The 24080-nt window shown below is 61.3% G+C and carries 28 protein-coding genes; 15 read left to right on the forward strand and 13 right to left on the reverse strand.

Translation table 11 applies throughout. The annotated features are described in order from the left end of the window. The first annotated feature begins 20 nt into the window (after positions 1–20). Positions 21–812 carry an FAD binding domain-containing protein gene (locus AC53L6_RS17290; protein ID WP_496908743.1) on the forward strand — a complete coding sequence of 264 codons (792 nt, stop codon included), beginning with the start codon at positions 21–23 and terminating at the stop codon, positions 810–812. A gap of 104 nt (positions 813–916) precedes the next feature. After that, positions 917–1249, forward strand: a complete 333-nt coding sequence (locus AC53L6_RS17295; RefSeq protein WP_496908744.1) for a hypothetical protein — start codon at positions 917–919, stop codon at positions 1247–1249. Here AC53L6_RS17295 and AC53L6_RS17300 read toward each other — a convergent pair. After that, complete coding sequence (locus AC53L6_RS17300) at positions 1246–1995, reverse strand: SDR family NAD(P)-dependent oxidoreductase (protein WP_496908745.1); 750 nt, start codon at positions 1993–1995, stop codon at positions 1246–1248. The two genes, AC53L6_RS17295 and AC53L6_RS17300, sit on opposite strands and share 4 nt — an antisense overlap. Positions 1996–2204: 209 nt before the next feature. Here AC53L6_RS17300 and AC53L6_RS17305 point away from each other — a divergent pair, with 209 nt between their 5' ends. Both AC53L6_RS17305 and AC53L6_RS17310 read left to right on the forward strand, forming a co-directional pair. Then, on the forward strand, positions 2205–2528 hold the full coding sequence (locus tag AC53L6_RS17305) for a hypothetical protein (RefSeq protein WP_496908746.1): 324 nt from the start codon (positions 2205–2207) through the stop codon (positions 2526–2528). A 142-nt stretch (positions 2529–2670) separates the two neighbouring features. Further along, entirely contained in the window at positions 2671–3033 is a 363-nt protein-coding gene (locus AC53L6_RS17310) for a phasin family protein (RefSeq protein WP_299748521.1), read from the forward strand. 66 nt (positions 3034–3099) lie between these two features. Here the strand turns inward: AC53L6_RS17310 and infC are convergent, their stop codons facing one another. Further along, positions 3100–3717, reverse strand: coding sequence for a translation initiation factor IF-3 (gene infC / locus AC53L6_RS17315; protein ID WP_299602960.1), 618 nt, complete (start codon positions 3715–3717; stop codon positions 3100–3102). A gap of 132 nt (positions 3718–3849) precedes the next feature. Between infC and AC53L6_RS17320 the strand changes: the two genes are divergently transcribed. Together AC53L6_RS17320 and AC53L6_RS17325 are read left to right on the forward strand one after the other, a co-directional pair. Further along, positions 3850–4665 carry a translation initiation factor 3 gene (locus tag AC53L6_RS17320; protein WP_496908747.1) on the forward strand — a complete coding sequence of 272 codons (816 nt, stop codon included), beginning with the start codon at positions 3850–3852 and terminating at the stop codon, positions 4663–4665. A gap of 116 nt (positions 4666–4781) precedes the next feature. Further along, complete coding sequence (locus AC53L6_RS17325) at positions 4782–5630, forward strand: aminoglycoside phosphotransferase family protein (RefSeq protein ID WP_496908748.1); 849 nt, start codon at positions 4782–4784, stop codon at positions 5628–5630. Between the two features lie 19 nt (positions 5631–5649). On the opposite strand, the gene AC53L6_RS17330 is transcribed toward AC53L6_RS17325, so the two are convergent. The 6 genes from AC53L6_RS17330 to cysG form a co-directional block, all read right to left on the reverse strand. After that, entirely contained in the window at positions 5650–6501 is an 852-nt protein-coding gene (locus AC53L6_RS17330; protein WP_496908749.1) for a ferredoxin--NADP reductase, read from the reverse strand. A 110-nt stretch (positions 6502–6611) separates the two neighbouring features. Continuing rightward, positions 6612–7022, reverse strand: coding sequence for a DUF934 domain-containing protein (locus AC53L6_RS17335; RefSeq protein WP_496908750.1), 411 nt, complete (start codon positions 7020–7022; stop codon positions 6612–6614). After that, entirely contained in the window at positions 7019–7717 is a 699-nt protein-coding gene (locus tag AC53L6_RS17340; protein ID WP_472729319.1) for a phosphoadenylyl-sulfate reductase, read from the reverse strand. The genes AC53L6_RS17335 and AC53L6_RS17340 overlap by 4 nt, the downstream gene beginning before the upstream one ends. Before the next feature lie 66 nt (positions 7718–7783). Continuing rightward, positions 7784–9448 carry a nitrite/sulfite reductase gene (locus tag AC53L6_RS17345; protein WP_496908751.1) on the reverse strand — a complete coding sequence of 555 codons (1665 nt, stop codon included), beginning with the start codon at positions 9446–9448 and terminating at the stop codon, positions 7784–7786. After that, positions 9448–9747 carry a DUF2849 domain-containing protein gene (locus AC53L6_RS17350; RefSeq protein ID WP_496908752.1) on the reverse strand — a complete coding sequence of 100 codons (300 nt, stop codon included), beginning with the start codon at positions 9745–9747 and terminating at the stop codon, positions 9448–9450. The genes AC53L6_RS17345 and AC53L6_RS17350 overlap by 1 nt, the downstream gene beginning before the upstream one ends. After that, positions 9747–11150, reverse strand: coding sequence for a siroheme synthase CysG (gene cysG, locus AC53L6_RS17355; RefSeq protein WP_496908753.1), 1404 nt, complete (start codon positions 11148–11150; stop codon positions 9747–9749). The genes AC53L6_RS17350 and cysG overlap by 1 nt, the downstream gene beginning before the upstream one ends. A 140-nt stretch (positions 11151–11290) precedes the next feature. Here cysG and AC53L6_RS17360 point away from each other — a divergent pair, with 140 nt between their 5' ends. Beyond that, positions 11291–11758 (forward strand): Lrp/AsnC family transcriptional regulator, encoded by a 468-nt coding sequence (locus AC53L6_RS17360; RefSeq protein WP_299549142.1) that lies wholly within the window; start codon positions 11291–11293, stop codon positions 11756–11758. A gap of 222 nt (positions 11759–11980) precedes the next feature. Here the strand turns inward: AC53L6_RS17360 and AC53L6_RS17365 are convergent, their stop codons facing one another. Continuing rightward, the gene (locus AC53L6_RS17365) at positions 11981–13147 is read right to left on the reverse strand and encodes a cytochrome P450 (protein WP_496908754.1); all 1167 of its coding nucleotides are present in this window, start codon (positions 13145–13147) and stop codon (positions 11981–11983) included. 65 nt (positions 13148–13212) lie between these two features. On the opposite strand from AC53L6_RS17365, the gene AC53L6_RS17370 reads away from it, so the two are divergent. From AC53L6_RS17370 to AC53L6_RS17390, 5 genes are all read left to right on the forward strand, one after another. Then, a complete protein-coding gene (locus tag AC53L6_RS17370) occupies positions 13213–14946 on the forward strand; it encodes a sensor histidine kinase (protein WP_496908755.1) in 1734 nt (577 codons plus the stop codon). Then, complete coding sequence (locus AC53L6_RS17375) at positions 14943–16172, forward strand: sigma-54-dependent transcriptional regulator (RefSeq protein WP_496908756.1); 1230 nt, start codon at positions 14943–14945, stop codon at positions 16170–16172. The genes AC53L6_RS17370 and AC53L6_RS17375 overlap by 4 nt, the downstream gene beginning before the upstream one ends. Positions 16173–16415: 243 nt before the next feature. Beyond that, a complete protein-coding gene (locus AC53L6_RS17380; protein ID WP_496908757.1) occupies positions 16416–17414 on the forward strand; it encodes a DctP family TRAP transporter solute-binding subunit in 999 nt (332 codons plus the stop codon). 77 nt (positions 17415–17491) lie between these two features. Then, positions 17492–18181, forward strand: coding sequence for a TRAP transporter small permease (locus tag AC53L6_RS17385; RefSeq protein WP_472727757.1), 690 nt, complete (start codon positions 17492–17494; stop codon positions 18179–18181). Between the two features lie 4 nt (positions 18182–18185). Next, positions 18186–19724: a TRAP transporter large permease gene (locus AC53L6_RS17390; RefSeq protein ID WP_496908758.1), complete on the forward strand. Its 1539-nt coding sequence runs from the start codon at positions 18186–18188 to the stop codon at positions 19722–19724. A gap of 103 nt (positions 19725–19827) precedes the next feature. Here the strand turns inward: AC53L6_RS17390 and tpiA are convergent, their stop codons facing one another. Next, on the reverse strand, positions 19828–20574 hold the full coding sequence (gene tpiA / locus AC53L6_RS17395; RefSeq protein WP_496908759.1) for a triose-phosphate isomerase: 747 nt from the start codon (positions 20572–20574) through the stop codon (positions 19828–19830). An 86-nt stretch (positions 20575–20660) separates the two neighbouring features. On the opposite strand from tpiA, the gene AC53L6_RS17400 reads away from it, so the two are divergent. Further along, positions 20661–21566 (forward strand): isopenicillin N synthase family dioxygenase, encoded by a 906-nt coding sequence (locus AC53L6_RS17400; protein ID WP_496908760.1) that lies wholly within the window; start codon positions 20661–20663, stop codon positions 21564–21566. Next, a complete protein-coding gene (locus AC53L6_RS17405; protein ID WP_299206425.1) occupies positions 21563–22195 on the forward strand; it encodes an HD domain-containing protein in 633 nt (210 codons plus the stop codon). Before AC53L6_RS17400 ends, AC53L6_RS17405 begins: the two co-directional genes overlap by 4 nt. A gap of 23 nt (positions 22196–22218) precedes the next feature. Here AC53L6_RS17405 and AC53L6_RS17410 read toward each other — a convergent pair whose 3' ends face one another. Genes AC53L6_RS17410 through AC53L6_RS17420 form a run of 3 tightly spaced genes read right to left on the reverse strand, consistent with a single transcriptional unit; the run spans position 22219 to position 23808 of the window. After that, positions 22219–22542: a TfoX/Sxy family protein gene (locus AC53L6_RS17410; protein WP_299206423.1), complete on the reverse strand. Its 324-nt coding sequence runs from the start codon at positions 22540–22542 to the stop codon at positions 22219–22221. A gap of 1 nt (position 22543) precedes the next feature. Next, positions 22544–22924 carry a HesB/IscA family protein gene (locus AC53L6_RS17415; RefSeq protein ID WP_299206421.1) on the reverse strand — a complete coding sequence of 127 codons (381 nt, stop codon included), beginning with the start codon at positions 22922–22924 and terminating at the stop codon, positions 22544–22546. Between the two features lie 14 nt (positions 22925–22938). Then, positions 22939–23808 (reverse strand): LysR family transcriptional regulator, encoded by an 870-nt coding sequence (locus tag AC53L6_RS17420; protein ID WP_496908761.1) that lies wholly within the window; start codon positions 23806–23808, stop codon positions 22939–22941. 84 nt (positions 23809–23892) lie between these two features. Between AC53L6_RS17420 and AC53L6_RS17425 the strand changes: the two genes are divergently transcribed. Beyond that, positions 23893–24039 carry a hypothetical protein gene (locus tag AC53L6_RS17425; protein ID WP_299206417.1) on the forward strand — a complete coding sequence of 49 codons (147 nt, stop codon included), beginning with the start codon at positions 23893–23895 and terminating at the stop codon, positions 24037–24039. The last annotated feature ends 41 nt before the right edge of the window (positions 24040–24080 follow it).

The following is a 24080-nucleotide window of genomic DNA, read 5'->3' on the forward strand; positions in this document are numbered from 1 at the left end:
GCCGAGAGAAAGGACCAAAGATGTACAACTTTGATGTCGTAAAACCGACCCGGATCGCAGATGCGGTCAAGGAGTTGTCGGACAGCACCGAGAGCCAGCCATTGGGCGGGGGGCAAACCCTGATCCCGACGCTGAAGCAGCGCCTTGCAAGCCCGGACAAGCTGGTGAGTTTGTCCGCTATCGACGAGATGCGCGGCGTGTGCAAAGGAGAAGACGGATCAATCTGCGTGGGTGGGTCGACCAACCACGCCACTGTTGCGGCAGAGGCCGGGGGCTACCCTGCATTGGCGGCGACAGCGGCGCATATCGGTGACCCGGCCGTGCGCAATCGTGGCACCATCGGTGGCAGCCTTGCCAACAACGACCCCTCCGCCTGTTATCCGGCGGCTGCCTTGGGATCGGGGGCCACGATCAAGACCAACACTCGCGAAATCGCGGCGGACGATTACTTCCAGGGTATGTTCGCGACGGCGCTGGACGAAGGTGAGATCATCACCGAGGTGCGCTTTCCGGTGCCGGACAAAGCGAATTACCAGAAGTTCGTGCAACCTGCATCCCGCTTTGCGCTCGTCGGTGTGTTCGTGGCGAAATATGCTGATGGCGTTCGTGTCGCGATCACCGGTGCCAGCAACGATGGTGTCTTCCGCTGGACCGAGGCCGAGGCCGCGCTGTCGTCGAACTTCTCGGCTGATGCCATCGACGGCCTGAGCTTGTCCGGCGACAATATGATCAGTGATTTGCATGGAACGGGTGACTACCGCGCGCATCTTTGCGCCGTGATGACCAAGCGGGCCGTCACAGCGGCCGCGTGAACCGCGCTTGGACTCACCTATGGAAGGGCTGCCTGCTGGCGGCCCTTTTGCTTTTTCCCTGCAGTTTGTTTGCGGAGGACATACAATTCCAACGGGCCAACATTGTGGGGTGTGCCAAGGCTGTTGATGGTCTGGGAGATGCGCTGCGCGCGCCGATGCAAACCCATTGCCTTTCTCTGGCAATCGCAAGATGCGAAGGGTCAGAGAGCGGACCGGCCCAAGCATGTTTTAACGACCTGACGATGGTCATGCAGCGCTATGCGGAACTGCTTGAGCCGCTTTTGGATACGGCCGTGCAGCGCGGAGCGTCAAACACGCTGTGTATTGCCCGCTACAGCGAGGACACGAACCTTGCACGCTGCGTGCTTGTGGCGGAATTCGGTCATCTGCGGGAGTTGTTCGATGGTGCAAGGTCCGCAGGTGTTTCGCTGCCCTAGATCGAGCCGGCTTCGACCATGAAGTTGTTCGCTGTGCACATTGCAGCATCGTCTGAGGCCAGCCACAGCACCATCCGCGCCACGTACACGGGATCAATCAGGTCGGGCAGGCATTGCCGTGCACGGTGCGCCTCCAGCGCCTCTGGCGTGGCCCACAGCTCCTTTTGGCGGTCCGTCATGATCCAGCCGGGCACAACCGTGTTCACCCGAATGCGGTGGTCCCCCAGATCGCGCGCCATGGTGCGGGTCAGGCCGTGTACGGCAGCTTTGGCCGTGGTGTATGCGGGAAAGCCACCTCCAGCCTCCCACCAGGAATTGGAGCCCATGTTGATGATGGAGCCGCCTCCGGCCTTGATCATGTCCGGCGCCACAGCCTGGATGGCAAAGAACATGTGGCGCAGGTTGGTCTGCATCCGTTCGTCCCAATACTCGGGGGTCACGTCTTGCCAGTTGTGCCGGTCATCACGGGCCGCGTTGTTGACGAGAACCTTGAAGGGGCCAACCTGCCTGGCCAGGTCCGCGATCGCTTCTCGTGTGGCTGCAATGTCGCGCAAGTCGCATAATGCATGGGGGGCACCGGCTGCTTTCGTCACCTCCACCGCGCCGTCGGAATCCCGATCCAGGAACGCAACCTTTGCCCCTTGTTCGGCAAAGGCTTCGACCGTCAACCGGCCAATGCCAGATGCACCGCCGCTCACAAGGACAGGTGCGCCTTCAAGGCTGGGGTAGCGCGCAAATTCAGGCATGGTCTCTGGCTCCGTTGATGAGGGCCCCTTGTCGAATGCGCCCCGGGCAAGGTCAAGGCTGGGTTTGTGAGCGCTCACATGCAGACATTCACAAGTTCGGTAGGGCGACACAGATCCGGACGGGCAAAAAAGAGGGGTTCGCGTTATGATAGTATCACTGCATATTTAGCAGTGATTTGAAAAACTGTTTTATTCAAGAAGTTACTATTATGGCTGTCGAATTTCGCCAACTGACTATTCATTTCGATCCAACCCGCGGGCGCAAACAGCGGGAATCCCAGACCGTCACCTTTGGATCCACAGTGCAAAAAGCCGAAGCGATGCTCAAAGGCTTTCGCCAGCGGTACAACAACGGCGATCACCACGTGCTGGAGCAAGAGGTGGACCTGGATATCACCCGGATATCGGGCAATGCCGTGACTGTGACGGCTGACTTCCTGCTGCGCGATGGCTCAGGCAACATTGACGACCCGTTCAGCGGCTTCGTGCAGGCGGTGGTTGTTGCCGACACGGCCGCAAATCCGCAGACCTGATACCCGTCCTGACAAGAAGCCAACGCAAGTTGGCCTCTTTTTTCGGCAAGGGGCCGCGTGCGCACATCAATTTTGACTGTGCGCAAGGTACGCAGGCGCCACTCGTGTTAGCATAATCCCGCCATAGGGAGGATTGCGCACGATGAAACGCACAGACAAACACCCGAAGGATACAGACCAATCAACCATGGCGGATGCCATGTCACAATGGCAAGCGGCTGGCCTCGGCGCGCTCAATTGGTTCGGGGCCTCTTCCATCGAACGAATGAGCGATATGGGTGCCGAATGGATGACCTTTGTTGCCGAACGGGTGCGCGAGGATGTTGCCTTGCAGCACTCTTTGCTACACGCCAAGACGCCCACCGAAGTGCAGGAGGTACAAATGGCCTTTCTGCAGAAGGCGATTGATCAGTACACGGCAGAAACGGGCAAGATGATCGAACTGAGTTCCAAACTGTTCGAGCCGTCCGAGGATGACGATACGAAAGACAACGTGAACGTCTAGACCGTCTGACACCAAAAAGGGCGCCGCGAAAGCGACGCCCTTGGAATTTGGGACAAGAACAGGTCGTTACTTCTGCGGCAGCGGCCCGATCATCATGACCATCTGACGGCCTTCCATCCTGGGGAAGTTCTCGACTTTGCCGATTTCCTTGGTGTCTTCGGCCACGCGCTCCAGCAACTCACGCCCCAGATTCTGGTGCGCCATCTCGCGCCCGCGGAACCGTAGGGTCACCTTCACCTTGTCCCCGTTCTCGAGGAACTTGAAGACATTGCGCATCTTCACTTCGTAATCGTTGGTGTCGGTGTTGGGGCGGAATTTCACCTCCTTCACCTCAATGATCTTCTGCTTCTTGCGGGCTTCGGCTTCGCGCTTTTGCGTCTCGTACTTGAACTTGCCGAAATCCATGATCTTGCACACGGGCGGATTGGCGTTGGGCGAGATTTCAACCAGGTCCAAGCCTGCATCGTCTGCCATATCCATGGCGCGGGCGGGGGTGACGACACCGACATTTTCGCCGTCGGCGCCAATCAGGCGGATTTCGTTGGCGCGGATCTTGTCGTTGACGCGCGGGCCGGTGTCGCGTTGCGGCGGCGCGTTGTGGGGTCTGCGAGCGATGGTGGTCGTCCTTTGATCGTTCCGAAAAATATGAGGCCAAAACCTACTCTTTGCCCTGGTTTTCTTCAACCCTCTGAATCGGCCATCCTGCGCCGAAATCTACAAATTTCCCCCTTGCACCTTTTCACGGGCCTGCGCATCTGACACCCGAGAGTAAAGACACGGTCACAGGGGGTGACCGCTGGACAAAAGGAGTGGGCAATGAAGAATCTCATTTGGATTATGGTGGCGGTCGTGATCGCGGGGGGGGCGTATCTGCTGTACTCGGGTCAGACCCCTCAAGACGTGGCGACGCAAGCGGCGGACGCCGTGAACGCACCCGAAGCGCTGGAAAGCGCAAGTGATGCCGTCGGCGAGGCGGCAGAAGCGACCGAAAGCGCCGTGGGTGAAGCCGTGGATGCGGCAACGGACGCGGGCGAAGCGGTGGCTGAAGGCGCAGAAGCGGCTGCCGATGCCGTGGCCGATACCGCTACAGACGCAGCCGAAGGCGCCGCCGATGCGGCTGCGGATGCCGTGGAAGGCGCGCAGAGCCTGGTCGAAGACACTGCCGACGCTGCATCAGAGGCGGTTGACGCAGCAACAGAGACGGCAACGGACGCAGCGGATGCCGCAACTGAAACCGCCTCTGAAGCAGTTGATGCAGCAACCGACACGGCGACAGATGCCGCCGAAGGTGCAACCGACGCTGCAGAGGCGACGACAGATGCTGTGACCGATACGGCAGATGCCGCGACCGACACTGCGGAAGGTGCAGCAACCGAAGCGACGGATGCAACAACTGACGCAGCGACCGACACCGCAAGCGTAGCAACTGAAAGTGCAACGGATGGCGGTGTCGCTGACCTGCTGACCGTCGACGGCTTCGAGTTCGACAAGGTCGCCGAGATGATCGACAACTCCGAAGCGTTGAGCGTCGTGCAGAAAACAACGCTCAAAGCCGGGATCGAACAGGCGCAAAACAATCCCGAAGTGCTGGAAGGCCTTCTGGACCAGCTGAAACAGGCGATGGGTCTCTGATCTAAGCTGTCAGCAAACGGTGATATGGCCGCGTCCCAACCCTTGGGGCGCGGCCTTTTTCTGGCCCACCTGATCGGGCATTGGACATGTCGAAGCAGGGACAATACCCATGCGACATGCAACCTGACACCAGCTTACTGACCGCCTTCCAAATCACACAGGCTCAACACCTGACGGACACGCCTATTGCATCGCTCTGGCGGGTCAAACGTGCGGACGGCACCACAGCCTGCTTGAAATGCTACACAGATAATGACTTGCGGGACGAAGCCCCGGGGTTCGACTTGCTCACCGCCTTGGACGGGCAGGGTGCGGCGCGCGTATTCGAGAGGGCAGGCGCAGCCGTTCTGATGGAATGGCTGGACGGCCCATCGCTGGGCGACATGGTGCGTCAGGGTGACGATCAGCAGGCAACCCAAATCCTTGGCGATGTCGCACAGCAATTGCACCAAAGCCGGATAGACCCGCCGCGCAGCCTTGATCCGTTGCCGCATAGGTTCGAGGCGCTCTTTGCAGCGACCTTCACCCCGGATTGTCCGTCTAGCGTGCGGGCAACGGTACAAGCCGCGCGCCAACTGGCGCAGCCGCTGCTGGCCAATCAAACGAATATCCGCCCGTTGCACGGTGACCTGCACCACGACAACGTGCGGGGCAGCGACCGCGGCTTTCTGGCCTTTGACGCCAAAGGTGTGTTGGGTGAGGCGACATACGAACTCGCAAACGCGTTCCGAAACCCGCTTGGATCGGATGCGATCTTTTCTGATCCGGCCGTGATCCTGCGCCGGGCGGTGCAGTGGTCCGCCGCGCTGAATGTCTCGCAAACCCATCTGCTGTCATGGGCCGCTGCTTACAGCGCCCTGTCGCTCAGCTGGACCCACAAAGGCGTGTTCGACCCCGAAGTGTCCAAAGACATGACGCTGATCGATACGTTCCTGACCCTGATTGCACAGGATCAGGATAGCTGATGCAAAGGGTGCACTTGCGTCAGTCGAGGAACGCTTTTTCCACCACGTAATGCGCCGGCTTGGAATTGGCGCCTTCTTCCAGCCCATACGCCTCGAACATCTCTTTCAATTCGAGGTTGAAGGCCAGATTGCCGCAGATCATCGCGCGGTCGCTTTCGGGGTTCAGCGGCTCGACGTCCAAATCCTTGAAGGCTTCACCGGATTTCATCAGGTCGGTGATGCGGCCCATCTTGGGGCTCTCTTCACGGGTCGTGGTCGGGTAATACTTGATCTTCTTCCAGAAGCCTTCGCCGATGACCTCGTTCAGCAACTCATCGTGCTTCAGGCTCTCGATCAGGTCGCGGCCATAGGTCAGCTCACCCACTTCGCGGCAGGTGTGGGTGATGATGACCTCATCATAATCCTCATAGGTCTGCGGCTCGCGCAGCAGGCTCGCGAAAGGCGCAAAGCCCGTGCCCGTGGCAAAGAACCAGATGCGTTTTCCGGGCAGCAGGGCGTCATGCACCAGCGTACCGACGGGCTTGGGGCGCAGGATGATTTCGTCGCCCGGCTGGATGTGCTGCAGCTTCGAGGTCAGCGGGCCGTCCTGTACCTTGATCGAGTAGAACTCCAGTTCCTCGTCCCATGATGGAGAGGCGATGGAATAGGCGCGCAACAGCGGCTTCTGCTTCCCGGTTTCGGGGTGCGGGTCACCCATCAGGCCAATCATCACGAACTCGCCCGAGCGAAAGCGCAAGGATGCGGGTCGTGTACACCGGAAGCGGAACAGGCGATCGGTGTAGTGTTCGATCTCCGTCACCGTCTGGGCATCGGGCAGGGTCGGGGTGGCCTTGACGGCGGTTGTCTCGTTCACGGGTGTTTGCTCGGTCATGTATATGTCAACGCGGGTTTACACCCGCGCCTCTCTATTTGGGAAGAATTTTGTAGCTGGGTAAGTGCGCGAAAGGTCGCGCGCCTTGATCTGGGTCAGATGACGGGGCTTTAGTGGTTGGACGCACCGCGCAGCCGGGCCTGATAATCATGGGCTTGCCAGTCGCTGCGGAACTGCCACTGGTCCTCGGGCTGACGGGCGGCCAGTGCCTGGCTGATCTCGACCTCATCAAAGCCAGAGCGGCGGGCCATGGCGTATTGGTCCGAAATCACGTGCCCCTTGGCGCGCAGACGGCCCTGATACCCGCGCAGGCGCAGCATCCGGGCAATGGTGAACCCACGCCCATCGGCAAAGCTGGGGAAATCCACGCGGATGATATCCGCATTCAGCGGGATCTGATCTGGGTCTGCATCGCTTGGTACGTCAAGCGCTGCCGCATCATTCGCAGCCTCGCCAAGCGGAGCATAGCCGCCATCCCAGGTGTCGGGACCAAAGCCCTGATCCGTTACAACAATTGTCATTTGCTTTCTCCTACGCGCACCAGTTTGCCATCGACAAAATGGATGCCACATTCGTCCTTGTCCTGATCCCGCCAACGCCCCGCGCGCGGGTCTTCGCCCTCTGCCACCGGCGACGTGCAGGGCGCACAACCGATGCTGGGATAGCCTTGTGCCACCAGCGGGTGCCGGGGCAGGCGGTTTTCTTCCATATAGTCGCGCACATCCTCAGGCGCCCAGCGGGCCAGCGGGTTGACCTTGATGCGCCCCGTCGCTTCTTCGACCTCGAAGAATTCCAGCGTCGAGCGCGTTCCCGACTGATACCGTTTCCGCCCTGTCATCCAGCCGCTGTGGGGCGCGAGTGCCCGTTGTAGTGGCACGGTCTTGCGCAACGCGCAGCACGCATCCGTGTCGCGCTGATGCAACGTGCCATCCGGGTCCTGCTTGCGGATTTCATCCGCCCGGATAACGGTCACATTTTCCAATCTGAGTCGCTCGGCCACGTCTTGCTGGTAGACCAGCGTTTCAGCAAACAGCATTTCCGTGTCGATGAAGATCACCGGCACGTCCCGCTTCACCATCGCCGCAAGGTGCAACAGAACCACCGATTCCGCCCCGAAACTGGACACCAATGCGATGTCTGGCACCGCCTCGAATGCCGCGCGCAGCACATCGGTGGCGCCGTGATGGGTCAGTTGCGCATTCAGCGCGCTGACCATCACGTGCGCTTCCGGGCGGACCGGCCCTCCGGGGGAAGTTTTCTGGGCAAGATGAAGCATGGGATCTTACTCCGCTGCCACCTTGGTTTCGGGATACAGTGCGGTCTTGAACGGGGCGAGGCCGGTGCGACGGTAGGTGTCGATGAACTCCTCGGTCTCGTCGGTGCGCAGGTCGAGATATGTGTCCACGATCCGCTCAACCGCTGGCACAACGTCATCAGCCGAGAAACCGGGGCCGACGCGATCGCCAACCTTGGCCTGTTCGGTGTGATCGCCGCCCAGCGTGATCTGGTAGTTCTCCACACCTGCACGGTCGAGACCCAGGATACCAATATGCCCCACGTGGTGGTGGCCACAGGCGTTGATGCAGCCCGAGATCTTGATCTTCAGCGCGCCGATCTCGTGCTCGCGTTTCAGATCGTCAAAGGCGGTCGCAATTTCTTGCGCAATCGGGATCGAGCGGGCGGTCGCCAGCGCGCAATAATCCATGCCGGGGCAGGCGATGATATCGCTGATCAGTCCAATATTGGCTGTGGCGAGGCCAGCTTCTTTCAGCCGCGCGTGGATCGCGGGCAGGTCGGACACGTGCACATGCGGCAGGATCACGTTTTGCTCGTGGCTGATGCGCAGTTCGTCATGGGCGAACTCTTCTGCAAGGTCCGCCATCAGGCGCATCTGGTCAGCCGTTGCATCGCCAGGGGTATCCCCATGTTTCTTCAGCGAAATCGACACGATCTTGTACCCATCCGCCTTGTGCGCCGTCAGGTTCGTATCTGCCCATGACCGGAACACGGGATCGTTGTGATAGGCGTCTTTGAATGGTGCTTCCGACTTCGTGATAAAGGCGGGGGCCGCGAAGTGTTCTTCGATCTCGCGCAGCATCTGCACGTCCACGCCCGAGAAGGTTTTACGTGTCTCTTCGAACCGTTCGTCCACAAGGCGGCGTATTTCATCAATACCGTGTTCATGCACGGTGATCTTGATCCGCGCCTTGTACTTGTTGTCGCGGCGGCCGATCTGGTTCCAGACGGACACGATGGCCTCAAGATAGGGCAGCAGGTCCGCTTCGGGCAGGAAGTCATTGATAACCTTGCCGATCATCGGGGTCCGGCCCAGACCGCCGCCCACGATAATCTCGTAGCCGCGCGCGCCGTCACGCTCGACCATGCGGATGCCGATATCATGCGCCTTTGTCACGGCACGGTCATTCGAGCTGCCGGTGATCGCGATCTTGAACTTGCGCGGCATGAACTGGAACTCAGGATGATCTGTGGACCACTGGCGCATCAGCTCGGCCACGGGGCGCGGGTCGGCAATTTCGTCCGCGGCGGCGCCGGCAAAGTGGTCAGCGGTCACGTTGCGGATCGTGTTGCCGGAGGTCTGGATGGCGTGCATGCCAACCTCGGCCAGCGCGTCCAGCATGTCGGGCACGTCCTTCAGCTCGGGCCAGTTGTATTGAATGTTCTGGCGCGTGGTGAAGTGGCCATAGCCCTTGTCCCAGCGCTCCGCGATCTCGGCCAGCTTGCGCATCTTGGCTGACGACAGCGTGCCATAGGGAATGGCGACGCGCAGCATGTACGCGTGCAGTTGCAGATACAGACCGTTCATCAGACGCAGCGGCTTGAACTCATCCTCGGTCAGCGCACCGGAGACGCGGCGCTCCACCTGCTGGCGGAACTGGCGGTTTCGTTCAGCCAGAAAGGCGGTGTCGAACTCGGAATAGCTATACATCAGGACAGCTCCACTTGCTTGCCATGGGCGTAGTTGCTGGGGCCGGTGGCCCGGAAGGTTTCGCGGAAATGGGTGGGGACAGGCACGCCGTCCTCAACCGCCACATCGGCCAGATAGGCGCCGACAACTTCGTCCACCTGTTGGCTGGCTTCGATGAGGCGCAGATCGGCATCGGCCTCATCGGTCAGCACTTCGGCCTCTTCCAGCTTACGGGTCCAGCTATCAGCGGTTTGGTATATCACGTCGCCTGCCAGCAGGTGGTTGGCGGTGACAACTTTTGGGGTAAAGACCTTGGGCATCAGTGTGCCTCCTGCATCTGGGGCATGGGGATCTCGGGAATGGCGGCCAGCGCGGCACGGGGGGCGAGGCCAATGAAGGTCAAGGCTGGACCGCCAAGCCCCGCCTTGGTCAGCGTCGGTTCCATCTCGGCCACGGTGGTGGACAGGACCTGTTGGTCGGCCCGGCTTGCATTTTCCACGAAGGTCACGGGCGTTGCTGGATCAATACCGTGCATCATCAGGCGACCTTGGATAAAGCGGGCCGATTTCTTGCCCATGTAGATGGCCGCTACCTCACCGGGGCGGGCCAACGCCTTCCAATCGTGATCGGCAAAGCCGCGGGTGTCGTGGCCGGTCAGGAACCGGACGGAGGAGTTGCGGCCTCGGCGGGTCAGCGACTGACCGATGGAGGCGACAGCAGCGGACGCCGCCGTGATGCCCGGCACGATGTGATACTCCACACCGGCCTCGGTCACCGCCTCGATCTCTTCATCCAGACGACCGAAGACAGTGGCGTCACCGGATTTCAGGCGCACGACCTGCGCACCTTTCAGCCCATGTTCCACGATCAGATCGTTGATGGTCTCCTGTGGGGTCGAGGGGCCAAAGGCCTCTTTGCCCACGTCGATCATCGTGGCCTCGCGGCGGGCAAGCTCCAGGATTTCCTTCGAAATTAGGCGGTCGTAGATCACCACGTCTGCCTCATCCAAGGCTTTTCGGGCCTTTAGGGTCAGCAGCTCCGGATCACCCGGGCCTGCGCCGACAAAGGCCACGTGACCTTTGCGGGTGTCGCGCATCAGATGATCCGCCAGCAGACCATCAAGGGCGGGCTGCACGGCCTCTTCGCCATCACTCATCGCCTTGGGCCCGGTATTGAAATAGTAGTCGCGCCAGAAGTCGCGGCGCGGGCGGCCAAAGGGCAGGACGTCCGCCGCCTTGCGGAACGCCTTGCCGATGCGGGCGAGGGTGCCGAGGGACGTAGGCAAGCGCTCCTCCAGATCGGCCTTGATCGCACGGGCCAGCACCGGGGCGGCCCCTTCGGTGCCGATGGCGACCGTAACAGGATCACGGTCCACGATAGCGGGGGTGATGAACTGGCTGTCGGCGAGGTTATCAACGATGTTGACGAGCGCGCCATCTGCGTGGGCAATAGCCGCGGTGCGCTTGTCTTCCACCTCATCTTCATCGGCGGCATAGAAGAGGGCTGCGCACATCGCATCGCCGGGCTCCATGGCGCGGTCGATCAGGCGCAATTTGCCGTCCTGGGCCCATGCCTTGATCTGGTTATCGGCGTTTGGCGCAAAGACCGTAATATGGGCCGTCGTCTTCATCAGCAGGCGCAGCTTGGCCAGCGCCGCATCGCCGCCGCCCGACAGCACAATCCGCCGTCCGGCGGTATTCAGGAAGATGGGGAAATGGTTCATATCGGCCTCGATCCCGTAAAACTGACCCCCAATATAGGAAATTATCCCGGTTTTCTGCTAGACAGCGGCGCAGATAAGGATGATTGTTCTGTCTCTGTGCAGGTGCAGAACACCTGTTTCCCGATTTGGAGCGCTTTGGAATGTCTGTTCGCATCGATGAGGTAGATCGCAAAATTCTGGCCGAGCTGCAGCGTGATGCCAGCCAGTCTCTGGACGATATTGCCAAGGCAGTGGGGTCTTCGAAGACCCCCGTTTGGAACCGGATTCGCAAGCTGCGCGAGGCGGGCGTGGTCGGTCAGCAGACCGTTGTGCTGGATGCAGAGGCGCTGGGGTTCGAGGCCTGTTTCTTTGTCCTGATCCGCACATCAGAACACGAGGCCGACTGGCAGGCCAAGTTCCTGCGCGCGCTGCAGGAGCGGCCGGAGGTGCAGGAGGCGCATCGGCTGGCGGGCGACATCGACTACATTCTGAAAGTGCGGGTGAAAAACGCCCGCGCCTATGATGCGTTTTACCAGGCGCTGATATCGGAGGTGCGGGTGCACAACGTGACAGCGCTTTTGTCGATGGAAGAGATCAAATCCACCACGATGCTCCCTTTGGAAACGTAGCCAAATAGAGCGCTACCGCGCATTTCACATTCAGCAAGTGGACACGCGACACTTTGATTTTGATGTCGCGTGGGTTGGGCGGTGTGGAAAGTTTTGCTGAGAGGTCGCTGAAGGCGCTTTGCGCCTTCAGCAGACCTGATCAAGTGTGATGTGAGTCGCGCCCGCGTCAAGGACAAGCCGCCTCTGGCGGTGGCCTGCGGCCACCCTTGACCCGGTCTCGACTCACGGGCTGACGATCAGCCGGTCGAGTTTGTGGAAGTGGTAGCTGTCTGCGTATTTCGGGGCTTCGGTAATGCGCAGGTTTGGCATCGTTTCGAACAACATGGGCAGGGCGATTTGCATCTCGAGCCGGGCCAGCGGGGCGCCCACGCAGAAATGCAGTCCGCCGCCAAAGGCGACATGGGTGTTCTTGACCCGCGCCGGGTTGAACTGCTCAGGCGCGTCGAACACGGCTGGGTCGCGGCCCGCTGCCCCCAGCATTAGGGCGATCTCGTCGCCGGGGCCAAGGCTGTGCCCACCCACTTCGATGGGTTCATAGACGTGCCGTGTGAACATATGCAGCGGCGGGTCGAAGCGCATGACCTCTTCCACCGTCCTGTCCACGCGGCCCGGGGCCAGTGCATCGGTCTGTCCGGTCTCGACCAGCGCCTTCACGGCGTTGCCCAAGCTATGCACCGTCGCCTCGTGCCCTGCGTTCAGCAGCAGGATACACGTTCCGATCATCTCGTCGTGGTTCAGCGTCTGGCCGTCTTCCTCTGCCGCGATCAACTCGGTGATCAGGTCATCGCGGGGATCGTCCCGTCGCTCCTCGATATAGCCGCGCAGGAATGCCGAAAACTCCTTGGCCGCCGCGTTCGCCGCATCCTCGATCACCCGCGTCCGCCCCGCCTGATACATCGCCACCATCGCGGACGACCAGCTCAACAGGTCTGGGCCCATCTCCTCTGGCACACCCAGCAGGCGCGCGATCACGCGGACGGGCACCAATTGGCAATAGGTCGGGATCAGGTCGAATTGCCCCTCGGGCAACCCCGCCAGCAGATCAGCGCAGATGGCGCGAATGTCGTCCTCCAGCCCTGCGATCCGGCGCGATGTGAACGCATGCAAGACCAACCTGCGCAAGCGGGTGTGCTCCGGCGGCTCCAACTCCAGCAGCGAATAGCGTTCCGCGGCATCGAATTCGGTCAAGTGGGCGGGTGCGGCCCCGCGCCCGGGTACGGCACGGCCCAACCGCCGGTCGCGCAACAGCGCATGCACGGTGGCATGGTCAAAGGCCGCGTGCATCCCGTAGTCCTGCCAGAACAGCACCGGGCCGTCGGCCCGCGCACGGTCGTAAAAGGCGTATGGGTCTTGAACAAAAGCGGGCTCATGCGGGGACTGGATCAACATGGGGCAGATGTCTCAGGCCCGACGCGCCTTGGCAAGCCTTTGCGCACGCGGATAATGTGGCCGTCATGGGAAACGGATACATCAGACGGATCAGTGTGGTGCTGGGCTTTGTTGCGTTGGTTGCGGCGGCGGCAATGGGCGTGTGGCGGTACGGGTATTTCCAGGCGCTTGACCAGCTGGCCCGGCAGGGACAATCGGATCTTGCGCTGGCTTCGGACCGGCTGACCGGACAGCTTCAGCGCTACCGTGAACTGGCTGTTCTGGTGGCCGATCACCCCCGTGTCAACGCGGCACTCGCCGGGGAAGATGTCCGCCAGGCCGAAGCGCTGTTCCTTGAAATTGCAGACAAAACGGCGGCGCAGGACATCCGCCTGACGAACGCAGACGGCCTCGTGCTGGCGGCCGCACGGCCCGATCAACCGGGGCTCGACATCGCACCGCTGGTGGCGCGGGCGGCGCAAGGGGCGCTGGGATGGGGCAACGGGCGTACGGCCCAAGGCACCCGCGTCTTTGCCTATGCCGCACCCGTATTTGATGCGCGATCCCGCATCACTGGCATCGTGGTTGTGACGGCAGACCTGGCCGGGATCGAATGGGATTGGGTCGGGTCGAACCCGGCGGTGTTCTTTACGGATGCGCGCGACCGGGTGTTCATCACCAACCGTTCCGAAATCGTCTATTGGCAGCGCTCGGATGAGGGCCCCGGACTACAACCGGCTACCGGCCCGGCGCTGCCCTTCTACAGCTACGAATTGGGCCGACATGAGGTCTGGCAGTTGGGCTGGGGGCCGTACCTGCCGCAAAATGCCCTGCACCTTGTGCGGCCCTTGCCGGTGATCGGCATGACGGGTGAGGCACTGGTAGACGTAGCACCGGCGCGCCGCCTCGCCACGCTGCAGGCCGCAGCGGTGGCCGGGCTGTGCCTTGCCTTCGGTGCGCTGCTGTTCCTTGCCACCGAACGGCGCCGCACATTGGCCGAAGCGAATGCGCAACTGGAACAACGCGTGGCCGAACGCACCGCCGCGCTGTCGGACACCAACACCCAGCTGCGGCGCGAGGCCGAGGAGCGGGAAGAGGCGCAAGCCGCCCTCGCACAGGCGCAGGCCGACCTTGTCCAGGCGGGCAAACTCAGCGCCTTGGGGCAGATGAGCGCGGGGCTCAGCCACGAACTCAACCAACCGCTCATGGCGATCCAGACCTATGCCGACAACGCCCAAGCCTTCCTGCAGCGCGACAAGCCCGACCGGGCCGAGGACAATCTCGGCCGCATCGCCGATATGGCCCGCCGCATGGGGCGCATCATCAAGAACCTGCGCGCCTTTGCCCGGCAGGAAAGCGAACCTGCGCTGCGCGTGGATCTTGTCGAAGTGGTGCAAAGCGCCGTCGAACTGACCACGCCCCGCATCAGGAACGAGGATGTTACGCTTGTGGTCAACCTGCCCGATGCACCCGTCTGGGTGTCGGGGGGCGAGGTGCGGTTGGGTCAGGTGTTCGTCAACCTGATCTCGAATGCCGTCGATGCCATGGCCGGGCGCGACATACGCGCTCTGACCATCGACATCCAAAACACATCAGTCATCATCTCCGACACCGGCCCCGGCATCGAAACGCCGGACCGGGTGTTCGACCCGTTCTATTCCACTAAAGAGGTCGGCGCGTCCGAAGGGATGGGGCTCGGTCTCTCGATCTCGTACGGCATCGTGCAAAGCTTTGGGGGCGAAATCCACGGCGCAAATGGCCCGGACGGCGCTGTGTTCACGGTCGATCTGCAACCCTGGACGCAAGAGGCGGCCGCATGACCACTCGGGTGCTGCTTGTCGATGACGACGCCGCCGTGCGTGACGCGCTGGCCCAAACGTTGGAGCTTGCAGATCTTGAGCCGATCCCTGCGGGCTCTTTCGTGGTCGCCAAGGATCACATTGCACGCGACTTTGACGGTGTGATCCTGTCGGACATTCGGATGCCGGGGCGTGACGGGTTCCACCTGTTGGCGCACACGCGCAAGATCGACCCGGACCTGCCGGTGATCCTGCTGACGGGTGAAGGTGATATTCCCATGGCGGTGCAGGCGATGCGCGACGGCGCATTTGGATTCCTCGAAAAACCTTGTGAACCCAATGAGTTGCTGGCTGTTCTTGAACGTGCCTTGAAAACCCGCGCCCTGGTTCTGGAAAACCGCCGCCTGCGGCAACTGGTGGAAAGCGGTGATCCGGCCGCCCGTATGCTCTTTGGCGAAAGCGATCTTGCCAACGGGTTGCGCGACCGCGTGCGCCTGCTGGCGCCGCTCGAGACCGAGGTTCTGGTGACCGGCGCGCCTGGTACGGGCATTTCCAAGGTGGCCGAGGTCATTCACCTCAGCTCCCTTCGGTCCAAGGCGCCCTTCGTCAAACGCGCCGCCGCCGATCTGCGCCCGGGCGCACTGGCCGAGGCTATGGACAAGGCCAAGGGTGGCAGCCTGTTTCTGGATGAAGTCACCGGGCTGCCCCATGCCAGCCAACTCGCCCTGCTCGAAGCGCTGGAGGCAGGCGAAGGCCCGCGACTGATCGCTGGCAGCACACGCAACCTTGGCACAGCCGTAGAAGAGGGCGCTTTGAACGCCGATCTTTACTACAAGATCGAGATGTTCCCGATCCGCATTCCGTCACTGAGCGAACGGCCCGAGGACATCCCGATCCTGTTCCGCCACTATGTCGCCCAGGCGGCTGAGCAGGCGGGTCTGACCCCGCCGGAACTGGCCCCGGATCATATGGCCGCCCTGATGGCACAGGATTGGCCCGGCAACGCGCGATCGCTGATGAGTGCCGCCATGCGCTTTGTGCTGGGTATGCCCGAGGATGCGTCCAAGGCCGTGGATCTCGGGTTGGCAGAGCAGATGGCGCGGGTCGAACGATCACTACTCGTGGCGGCGTTGGGGCGACAGAACGGGCATGCCAGCGCGGCTGCCGAAACGCTGAGACTTCCGCGCAAGACCTTCTACGACAAGCTCAAGAAGTACGGGATTCGGCCCGAGGACTATCGGCGCTAACACTGTGCGGATTTCCACACAGTGTTGCGTGGGGCAGTGCGAAAATCCGCACACACAGGTAGCGCGCAACACCTGAATACCTTTCAAAGTGTTCTTTAAGATATTGAAAAATAGGAAATAAGATGGCGACGAAAGAAGTTAAAAACTTCCTTCTATGTACCCCACCGTACGCTCTGCTTTTATCCAAATCGCTGTCCCCGCGGGGACACATCCAAAAACACGATCTCTGGGAGGAGACAGACAATGAAATTCCTGACCGCCGCCGCCCTGGCATTGACCGTCAGCGCAGGCGCCGTGGCCGCTGCCTGTGACGATGGCGAAATCGTCATCAAGTTCAGCCACGTCACCAACACCGACAAGCACCCCAAGGGCATCGCCGCCTCGCTGCTGCAAGAGCGCGTGAACGAGGAAATGAACGGCACCGCCTGCATGGAAGTGTTCCCGAACTCGACCCTCTACAACGACGATCAGGTGCTCGAAGCGCTGCTGCAGGGCGACGTTCAGATGGCTGCGCCCTCGCTGTCGAAGTTCGAGCAGTTCACCAAGCAATTCCGCATCTTCGACTTGCCGTTCATGTTCAAGGACATCGACGCCGTTGACGCATTCCAGGCCTCCGAAACCGGTCAGGCGATGAAGGAATCGATGACCCGCCGCGGCCTGTTGGGTCTGGCGTTCTGGCACAACGGCATGAAGCAGATGTCGGCCAACAAGCCGCTGATGACACCTGCGGATGCCAACGGCCTCAAGTTCCGCGTCCAGAACTCCGACGTGCTCAAGGCGCAGATGGCGGCCATCGGTGGCTCGCCCCAGCCCATGGCCTTTTCCGAAGTCTATGGCGCGCTGCAGACCGGCGTTGTGGATGGTCAGGAAAACACCTGGTCCAACATCTACGGCAAGAAGTTCTTCGAGGTGCAGGATGGGATCACCGAGACGAACCACGGCATCATCGACTACCTCGTCGCGACGTCCACGGACTTCTGGGACAGCATGCCCGACGACGCACGTGCCCAGCTGACCACAATCGTCGAAGAGGTGACCACGACGCGCAACACGCAAGCCTTCGAAGTCAATGAAGAGGCCAAGCAGGCCATCATCGACGCCGGTGGTACTGTGCGCCAGCTGGACGCCGCACAGCGCGACGCCTGGGTGTCCGTGATGAAACCCGTTTGGGACCAGTTCAAGGACGACGTAGGCCAGGACAATATCGACGCGGCGCAAGCCATCAACGCCGCGACCAACTAAAGGTCGCGCGACGCGGCCCGGCGGGGACATCCGCCGGGCCCATCTTTTCTTGAAAATTTGGGGAAGGGGGCAGGACCATGGCAGGCGCTTATGATCCCGGCTCGGGCTTTGGCCGCTGGGTCAACGAAATCGAAGAAACGGCCATCGCGATCCTGCTGGCCTTGATGACACTCATCACCTTCATCAACGTGGTGCTGCGCTACGGCTACAACACAGGCCTGATCTGGGGCCTCGAGATGGTGACCTTCCTCTTTGCCTGGCTGGTGCTGTTCGGTGTCAGTTATGCGGTCAAGATCACCGCGAACCTTGGCGTTGATGCCGTCATCAACCTGTTCTCTGCTCCGGTCCGCCGTGTTATCGCATTGGTCGCAGGTGCCATCTGCATCGCCTACGCCTTCCTCGTCTTCAAGGGCGCGTGGGACTACTGGGCCAACTTCGCCAACCTGCCGCAGACCACGGGCCGCTGGTTCCCCACCGGGTTCGAAGAGATGAAGCGTTCGTCCTATCGCGGGTGGTACGAGACGGTCGATATTCCGCATCCCACATGGCTGAAATGGATCGAACCTCTGATGAATGAGGGTGAAGCCTACGAGAAAATTCCGCGCTTCATTCCCTACGCCATTCTGCCATTCGGCATGGGCCTGCTGCTGTTTCGTTTCGTGCAGGCGACTGTAAGGGTCTGGCGGGGACAAACCACCAGCCTGATCGTCAGCCACGAGGCCGAAGACGCCATCGAAGACGTCAAACACCTGAACCGGGACGACTGAGACTATGGAAGTTGCAATTCTCTTTACCCTCGTCGTGGGGATGATGTTGATCGGCGTGCCGATTGCCGTGGCTCTGGGCATGTCGTCGATCGTGTTCCTGCTGGTGCTGAGCGACACGTCGCTCGCCTCGATTGCGCAGACACTGTTTCAGGCGATGGCGGGGCATTACACGCTGCTGGCGATCCCCTTCTTCATCCTTGCCTCGACCTTCATGTCGACGGGTGGGGTGGCGAAACGGATCATCCGGTTTTCCATCGCGGTCGTGGGCCATTTCCCCGGCGGTCTGGCCATTGCGGGCGTGTTCGCCTGCATGATGTTCGCGGCCCTGTCCGGGTCATCGCCAGCCACGGTTGTTGCCATCGGCTCCATCGTGATCGCGGGTATGCGGCAGGTTGGCTATTCCAAGGATTTTGCGGCGGGCGTCATCGCCAATGCGGGCACGCTGGGCATCCTCATCCCGCCGTCCATCGTGATGGTGGTCTATGCCTCGGCCACGGATGTGTCCGTGGGGCGGATGTTTCTTGCGGGCGTCATTCCGGGCCTCATGGCAGGCACGATGCTGATGGTCACGATCTATGCCATCGCCAAGATCAAGAACCTGCCCAAGGGGGACTGGCTGGGCTGGGGCGAGGTTGCCTCCTCCGCCGGGGCCGCGTCGGGTGGTCTGTTCCTGATCATCATCATTCTGGGCGGGATTTATGGTGGTATCTTCACGCCCACCGAAGCCGCCGCCGTAGCAGCCGTTTATTCCTTCCTTATTGCCAGTTTCATCTACCGCGACATGGGGCCGTTTTCGAAGGTCGCGCCAAGGGCGGGCAACTTCACCGGCATCACGCTGATGGGCGGGCTGGCGCTTGGGGTCATCATCTGGCTGGTGTCGGGTGGCCTCGACCTGACCACATCCGCGCTGATCGGCTTTGCCCTGGCGGCCTTGAGCGCTGTGGCCGAGCGGGTCGTGCGCGGGCTGGATTTGAACCCTGTTTCCATTGCCACGGACTTTGCCCGGATGCCGCTGGCACTGGTGCATCGCGACACCAAGCACGCGTTTTTCGAGGCGGGTAAGCTGACGGTCACGCTGATGTTCATCATCGCCAATGCCTTGATCCTGAAACATGTTCTAACAGATGAGCAGATCCCGCAGCAGATTGCCGGGGCGATGCTGGATGCGGGTTTTGGCCCCGTCGTGTTCCTGATCATCGTGAACGTGATTCTGCTGATTGGCGGACAGTTCATGGAGCCATCGGGCCTTCTGGTCATCGTGGCGCCGCTGGTCTTTCCCATCGCCATTGAGTTGGGGATCGACCCCATTCACCTGGGCATCATCATGGTGGTGAACATGGAGATCGGGATGATCACGCCGCCTGTGGGGCTGAACCTGTTTGTCACTTCAGGCGTGGCGGGGATGCCGATGATGCGGGTCGTCCGGGCGGCATTACCGTTCCTGGCCGTCCTCTTCGTCTTCCTGATCATGGTGACCTATATTCCGGCCATTTCGATCTGGTTGCCGACCCTGATGATGGGGCCGGAGATTATCGTGCAGTGACGGAGCGCTGATCCAAAGGGCGCCTTGCGGCGACGCGATTCATTTGTGCTGATGGGGGGCTCTGCCCCCCAAACCCCCCGAGGTATTTGTAGCCAGAAGAAGACTATGAGGCCGCCAGTGCGTCGATGATCGGCTGGAAGTCGGACGCCGTGAGGGAGGCACCGCCGACAAGGGCACCGTCGACGTTTTCGGCCTGGAAGATTTCGGCTGCGTTTGTGGGTTTGACCGAGCCGCCGTAGAGAACACGCATGTTTTCGCCTTGGCTGCCGAAGCGCGCGGTCAGTTTTTCGCGGATCATGTCGTGGGTTTCCACGATCTGTTCCATCGTGGGCACACGTCCGGTGCCGATGGCCCAGATGGGTTCGTAGGCGATCACGGTGTTATCTGCCGTGGCATTGTCTGGGGTCGAGCCATCGAGTTGGGCGGCGATGATATCGAGGCAGTCGGGACCCAGCCGTTCTTCTTCGCTTTCGCCGATGCAGATGATGGCGGTGAGGCCCGCGGCGTAGGCTGCTTCGGCCTTGGCCCGGACTTGCGCGTTGGTCTCGTGGTGGTCGGCGCGGCGTTCGGAGTGGCCGACGATCACGGCACTGGCGCCTGCGTCCTTGAGCATGGATGCGGCGACATCGCCGGTATGGGCGCCCTTGGCACTGGCATGACAGTCCTGGCCGCCGATGTCGACAGGGCTGTTTTTTGTTGCATCGGCGGCGCGGGTGAGCAGGGGCGCGGGGGGGCAGATGATGATCTGTGGTGCATTGTCCGACGCACCGCCGGTGAGCGTGGCCAGCTCTGCCAACATCTCGGGGGTGCCGTTCATCTTCCAGTTGCCTGCTGCCAATGTGCGCCGCATATGTCTCTCTCCGGTTTTGTTGCCTTGGTCCTAGCATCGCGGGTGTGGCTGCGCTAGGGCTGCACGCGCAGCATGGAGGGCATGACATGATCCCACGTTTGGATGCGGCGGCATTGGCTGCTGGCGAAGCAGAGAGCCTGAAGGTTTTGGGCGAAGCAGCGACCGGGGTGGGCTTTGCCACCGTGCACAACACCGCGTTGTCGGCTGCACGTGTGGAGGAGGCAATCGAGACCTATCGTGCGTTCTTTCACTTGCCCGAGGCGCAGAAGCGGGCGGTTGATATGGCCCGCACCGGGTCGAACAGGGGCTGGGGTGCGCCCGGATCGGAGCAGGTCGATCCCAATGCCAACCCTGACTACAAGCAGTTTTTCGATGTGGGGTTTCAGTTGCCAGAGGGGCATCCCCTTGGGGACAAGCGGTTCTATGCGCCGAACTTGTGGCCGGATGATCCCGTATTTAAGAGCGTAATTTCAAGGTATTATGGGGATGCCTTGAGCGTTGCGAAGGGGTTGTTGACCGCCATTGCAGGGTCCATTGGCGCTGATCCGGCGCATTTCGACGGGGCGTTCGAGACGCCCATGGCGCTGTTGCGGGGAAATTTCTATCCGGCGCGGCCCGACTGGGCAGGGGCCAAGGATTTCGGGATTGCGACCCATACAGACTATGGCTGTCTGACCCTGCTGGCGACGGATGGATCGCCCGGGCTGGAAGTGCGCAAGCGGGGCGGTGGGTGGATCCCGGTCAGTGCGCCGCCGGGTGAGTTCATCATCAACTTCGGTGAGATGCTGGAATTCTGGACCGGTGGGCAGGTCAAGGCGACACCGCACCGGGTTGTCGGTGGGCTGGCCGAGCGCATCTCCATCCCGCTGTTCTTCAATCCGACCTATGACACAAACGTGGCTCCGGAAGGGTCCGACGAGGTGATGTTGGCGGGGGATCATTTGAGCGCGCGGTTTGAAGAGACCTATGTGCATCTTCAGGGAAAATCATGAATTTACAGGCTGAACTTGAAGCTGAGGTTGCGGCGCAGTGGAAAGAGCAGACGGACGGGGCGCACGACATCTGGCATGTGCGGCGGGTTTGGGCGAATTGCCAGCGGATTGCAGAGGCCTTGGACACGCCGGTAGATCGCCAGGTGCTTTTGATTGCCGCCTATCTGCACGACATCGTCAATGTCCCCAAAGATGACCCGCGCCGGACGCAAGCTGCGGCCCTTTCTGCCGAGCATGCCGTTGCCTGGATGGCGGCGCGTGGATTGCCGCGGCAGGATGCAGTTGCCCATGCCATTCTGGGGCATAGCTATTCAGCCGGTCATCCTTGCGAGACGCTGGAGGCGCAGGTTTTGCAGGATGCGGACCGGTTGGAGGCCTTGGGCGCGATTGGCATTTCCCGCTGTTTTAATGTGGCTGGTCAGATGGGAGCCGGATTGGTGGAAGGGAATGATCCTTTGGCAGAGACGCGGGCGTTGGACGATGCCGCCTTTGCCCTCGACCATTTCAGGGTGAAACTGTTTGGCATGGCCGATACGCTCAATACAGCGCCGGCGCGCGGAATGGCGGCGGAGCGCGTGGCGTTCATGCGGGTCTTTCAAGAAACGCTGGCGCGGGAGGCGCGTGTGTAGGGTACGCGATGAACGCGCGCGCCTTATAGATACGTCAGGGCTTCGCGGGCGAGGTCTGTTGCTTCGTCGGCGTCATCCTGGGCGCTGTCAGGGAGGAACCAATACGGCATATGCGTGTCGCTGCCGTCCTTGCGCTTGTAGTCCCAACGGTCGAGGCCCATGGCCTCAAACCTGTCCTGCATCTTGCCCTGACCTTTGAGCAGGAGCCGCCCGTCTGACATCAGGATGGCAAAAATGATGCCGTCACAGTAGATCGACAGGCCGCCGAACATCTTGCGGGTGCTGAGAGGGCCGAGGCCGGAGAAGAGGTCGAGCGCGTGGTCGATCTCTTCGGCGCTGACGGCCATTCTATTGTGCGTTTTGCTCGGCGGCGAGCGCGTCCACGTCCTTGAACGAAATGCTTTCGCCACAGCCACATGCGTCGGTAACGTTGGGGTTGTTGAACTTGAAACCGGATTCCAGAAGCGATGTTTCGTAGTCGATTTCGGTGCCGAAAAGGAACATCTGCGCCATGGGCGCGATCATCACCCGCGCGCCGTCCTGTTCGACGGTTTCGTCGTTCGGGTCGGCTTCGTCCACGTATTCCATGGTGTATTCCATGCCTGCACAGCCGCCCTTTTTCACGCCGATGCGCAGGCCCGAATGGCCCTCTTTCTCCATCAGTTTGGAGATTTGCGCGGCGGCGCGGGGGGTGATGCTGACGGCGTTTTTGCCGGGGATCGAGAACATGGGCGCCTCACTGCTTATCCGACGTTTAAGGTAGGGCTTTCGGCGTCGTCCCGCAAGGGGCGTGGGCGAGCCAGCACACCGGCGATTGCGTCGAGTGCTGCGCGGATGGCTGGGTCGTGGCGGGTGTCCTGGTGGCAGACCAGCCATTCCTCTGATGTGAGGGCCTCGATGATGCCTGAGACGCGGGTCAGACCGGGGGCTGTGTCGGCCGCGAAGGTGGGCAGGACAACCCGGCCCACGCCGCTTTGCGCCAGTGCCATGCGGACTTGTGGATCGTTCGAGACGGCAACCAGTTCAGAGCCGTGATTGGCGACTGTCCATGCCTCGGAGGGCAGGGTGGCTGTATCGTCGCTCGGGCCGATCCATCCTTCAACGTCTTCGGACACGGCGTAGACGGCGTGTTCGACGTGGCCTGTGCGCCGTCCGGCCAGCCAATCGTGATCGGGGCGGCGGTTGCGGATGCCGATATCCACCTCGCGCCGCTCGATATCCATGTCGAGATTGCAGGAGACAAATTCGGGCGTCCAGCGATCGCTTCGGGTCCAGTAGCTGGACAGGTTCCGGCTGAGGTAGAGCGTGGTCCAGGTGCCAGCAGAGACGCGCACGCGCGGGGCGCCGGATTGTTCCGCGGACCAGTGAGCGATGCAACGGGCGGCGGCCTCCATCTTCTTTGCCCGTTCGAGAAGGGCGCGTCCTTCTGTCGTGGGGGTGTAGCCCGCAGCGCCGTGGGCAAAAAGCCTGCGGCCTGTGCGTTGTTCCAGCGCCGTCATGCGCCGTGACAGGGTGGCCTGGCTCAGCCCGGTTTCCCGGGCTGCGCGCGCGAGCGAGCCGTGGCGGGCGACGGCGGCGAATAATCCGTAGTCTGTCCAGTCAGTGATTTGCATGATTGCAAATGTAGGTGCGAATCCGGGGTCTGACAATGCCGCGCTGCTGCTGCCATATGGTCATTATCAACGAAAGGAGTGGTTATGCTGCACCCTTATAAGTCAATGGAAATGAACAGCCTTTACGCAAAAGAACAGGACCTGTTTGCAAAAATGCAAGAGCAGGAGCGAATTCGCAAGCGCAGTCAGCGCCGACGCCGGGTGCTGATGTGGGTTTTGCGTCGTTTGTGAAACCAGCAAAAAAGGGCCGCCGGGGGATCGGCGGCCCTTTG

It is taken from the genome of Tateyamaria sp. LSS28, from assembly GCF_059611725.1.

What these genes read in the sequence shown, in the direction of transcription:
- AC53L6_RS17290 (WP_496908743.1), top strand. Translation starts at nt 21, where the DNA reads ATGTACAACTTTGATGTCGTAAAACCGACCCGGATCGCAGATGCGGTC.
- AC53L6_RS17300 (WP_496908745.1), bottom strand. Translation starts at nt 1,995, where the DNA reads ATGCCTGAATTTGCGCGCTACCCCAGCCTTGAAGGCGCACCTGTCCTT.
- AC53L6_RS17305 (WP_496908746.1), top strand. Translation starts at nt 2,205, where the DNA reads ATGGCTGTCGAATTTCGCCAACTGACTATTCATTTCGATCCAACCCGC.
- AC53L6_RS17310 (WP_299748521.1), top strand. Translation starts at nt 2,671, where the DNA reads ATGAAACGCACAGACAAACACCCGAAGGATACAGACCAATCAACCATG.
- AC53L6_RS17320 (WP_496908747.1), top strand. Translation starts at nt 3,850, where the DNA reads ATGAAGAATCTCATTTGGATTATGGTGGCGGTCGTGATCGCGGGGGGG.
- AC53L6_RS17325 (WP_496908748.1), top strand. Translation starts at nt 4,782, where the DNA reads ATGCAACCTGACACCAGCTTACTGACCGCCTTCCAAATCACACAGGCT.
- AC53L6_RS17330 (WP_496908749.1), bottom strand. Translation starts at nt 6,501, where the DNA reads ATGACCGAGCAAACACCCGTGAACGAGACAACCGCCGTCAAGGCCACC.
- AC53L6_RS17335 (WP_496908750.1), bottom strand. Translation starts at nt 7,022, where the DNA reads ATGACAATTGTTGTAACGGATCAGGGCTTTGGTCCCGACACCTGGGAT.
- AC53L6_RS17340 (WP_472729319.1), bottom strand. Translation starts at nt 7,717, where the DNA reads ATGGTCAGCGCGCTGAATGCGCAACTGACCCATCACGGCGCCACCGAT.
- AC53L6_RS17345 (WP_496908751.1), bottom strand. Translation starts at nt 9,448, where the DNA reads ATGTATAGCTATTCCGAGTTCGACACCGCCTTTCTGGCTGAACGAAAC.
- AC53L6_RS17350 (WP_496908752.1), bottom strand. Translation starts at nt 9,747, where the DNA reads ATGCCCAAGGTCTTTACCCCAAAAGTTGTCACCGCCAACCACCTGCTG.
- cysG (WP_496908753.1), bottom strand. Translation starts at nt 11,150, where the DNA reads ATGAACCATTTCCCCATCTTCCTGAATACCGCCGGACGGCGGATTGTG.
- AC53L6_RS17360 (WP_299549142.1), top strand. Translation starts at nt 11,291, where the DNA reads ATGTCTGTTCGCATCGATGAGGTAGATCGCAAAATTCTGGCCGAGCTG.
- AC53L6_RS17365 (WP_496908754.1), bottom strand. Translation starts at nt 13,147, where the DNA reads ATGTTGATCCAGTCCCCGCATGAGCCCGCTTTTGTTCAAGACCCATAC.
- AC53L6_RS17370 (WP_496908755.1), top strand. Translation starts at nt 13,213, where the DNA reads ATGGGAAACGGATACATCAGACGGATCAGTGTGGTGCTGGGCTTTGTT.
- AC53L6_RS17375 (WP_496908756.1), top strand. Translation starts at nt 14,943, where the DNA reads ATGACCACTCGGGTGCTGCTTGTCGATGACGACGCCGCCGTGCGTGAC.
- AC53L6_RS17380 (WP_496908757.1), top strand. Translation starts at nt 16,416, where the DNA reads ATGAAATTCCTGACCGCCGCCGCCCTGGCATTGACCGTCAGCGCAGGC.
- AC53L6_RS17385 (WP_472727757.1), top strand. Translation starts at nt 17,492, where the DNA reads ATGGCAGGCGCTTATGATCCCGGCTCGGGCTTTGGCCGCTGGGTCAAC.
- AC53L6_RS17390 (WP_496908758.1), top strand. Translation starts at nt 18,186, where the DNA reads ATGGAAGTTGCAATTCTCTTTACCCTCGTCGTGGGGATGATGTTGATC.
- tpiA (WP_496908759.1), bottom strand. Translation starts at nt 20,574, where the DNA reads ATGCGGCGCACATTGGCAGCAGGCAACTGGAAGATGAACGGCACCCCC.
- AC53L6_RS17400 (WP_496908760.1), top strand. Translation starts at nt 20,661, where the DNA reads ATGATCCCACGTTTGGATGCGGCGGCATTGGCTGCTGGCGAAGCAGAG.
- AC53L6_RS17405 (WP_299206425.1), top strand. Translation starts at nt 21,563, where the DNA reads ATGAATTTACAGGCTGAACTTGAAGCTGAGGTTGCGGCGCAGTGGAAA.
- AC53L6_RS17410 (WP_299206423.1), bottom strand. Translation starts at nt 22,542, where the DNA reads ATGGCCGTCAGCGCCGAAGAGATCGACCACGCGCTCGACCTCTTCTCC.
- AC53L6_RS17415 (WP_299206421.1), bottom strand. Translation starts at nt 22,924, where the DNA reads ATGTTCTCGATCCCCGGCAAAAACGCCGTCAGCATCACCCCCCGCGCC.
- AC53L6_RS17420 (WP_496908761.1), bottom strand. Translation starts at nt 23,808, where the DNA reads ATGCAAATCACTGACTGGACAGACTACGGATTATTCGCCGCCGTCGCC.
- AC53L6_RS17425 (WP_299206417.1), top strand. Translation starts at nt 23,893, where the DNA reads ATGCTGCACCCTTATAAGTCAATGGAAATGAACAGCCTTTACGCAAAA.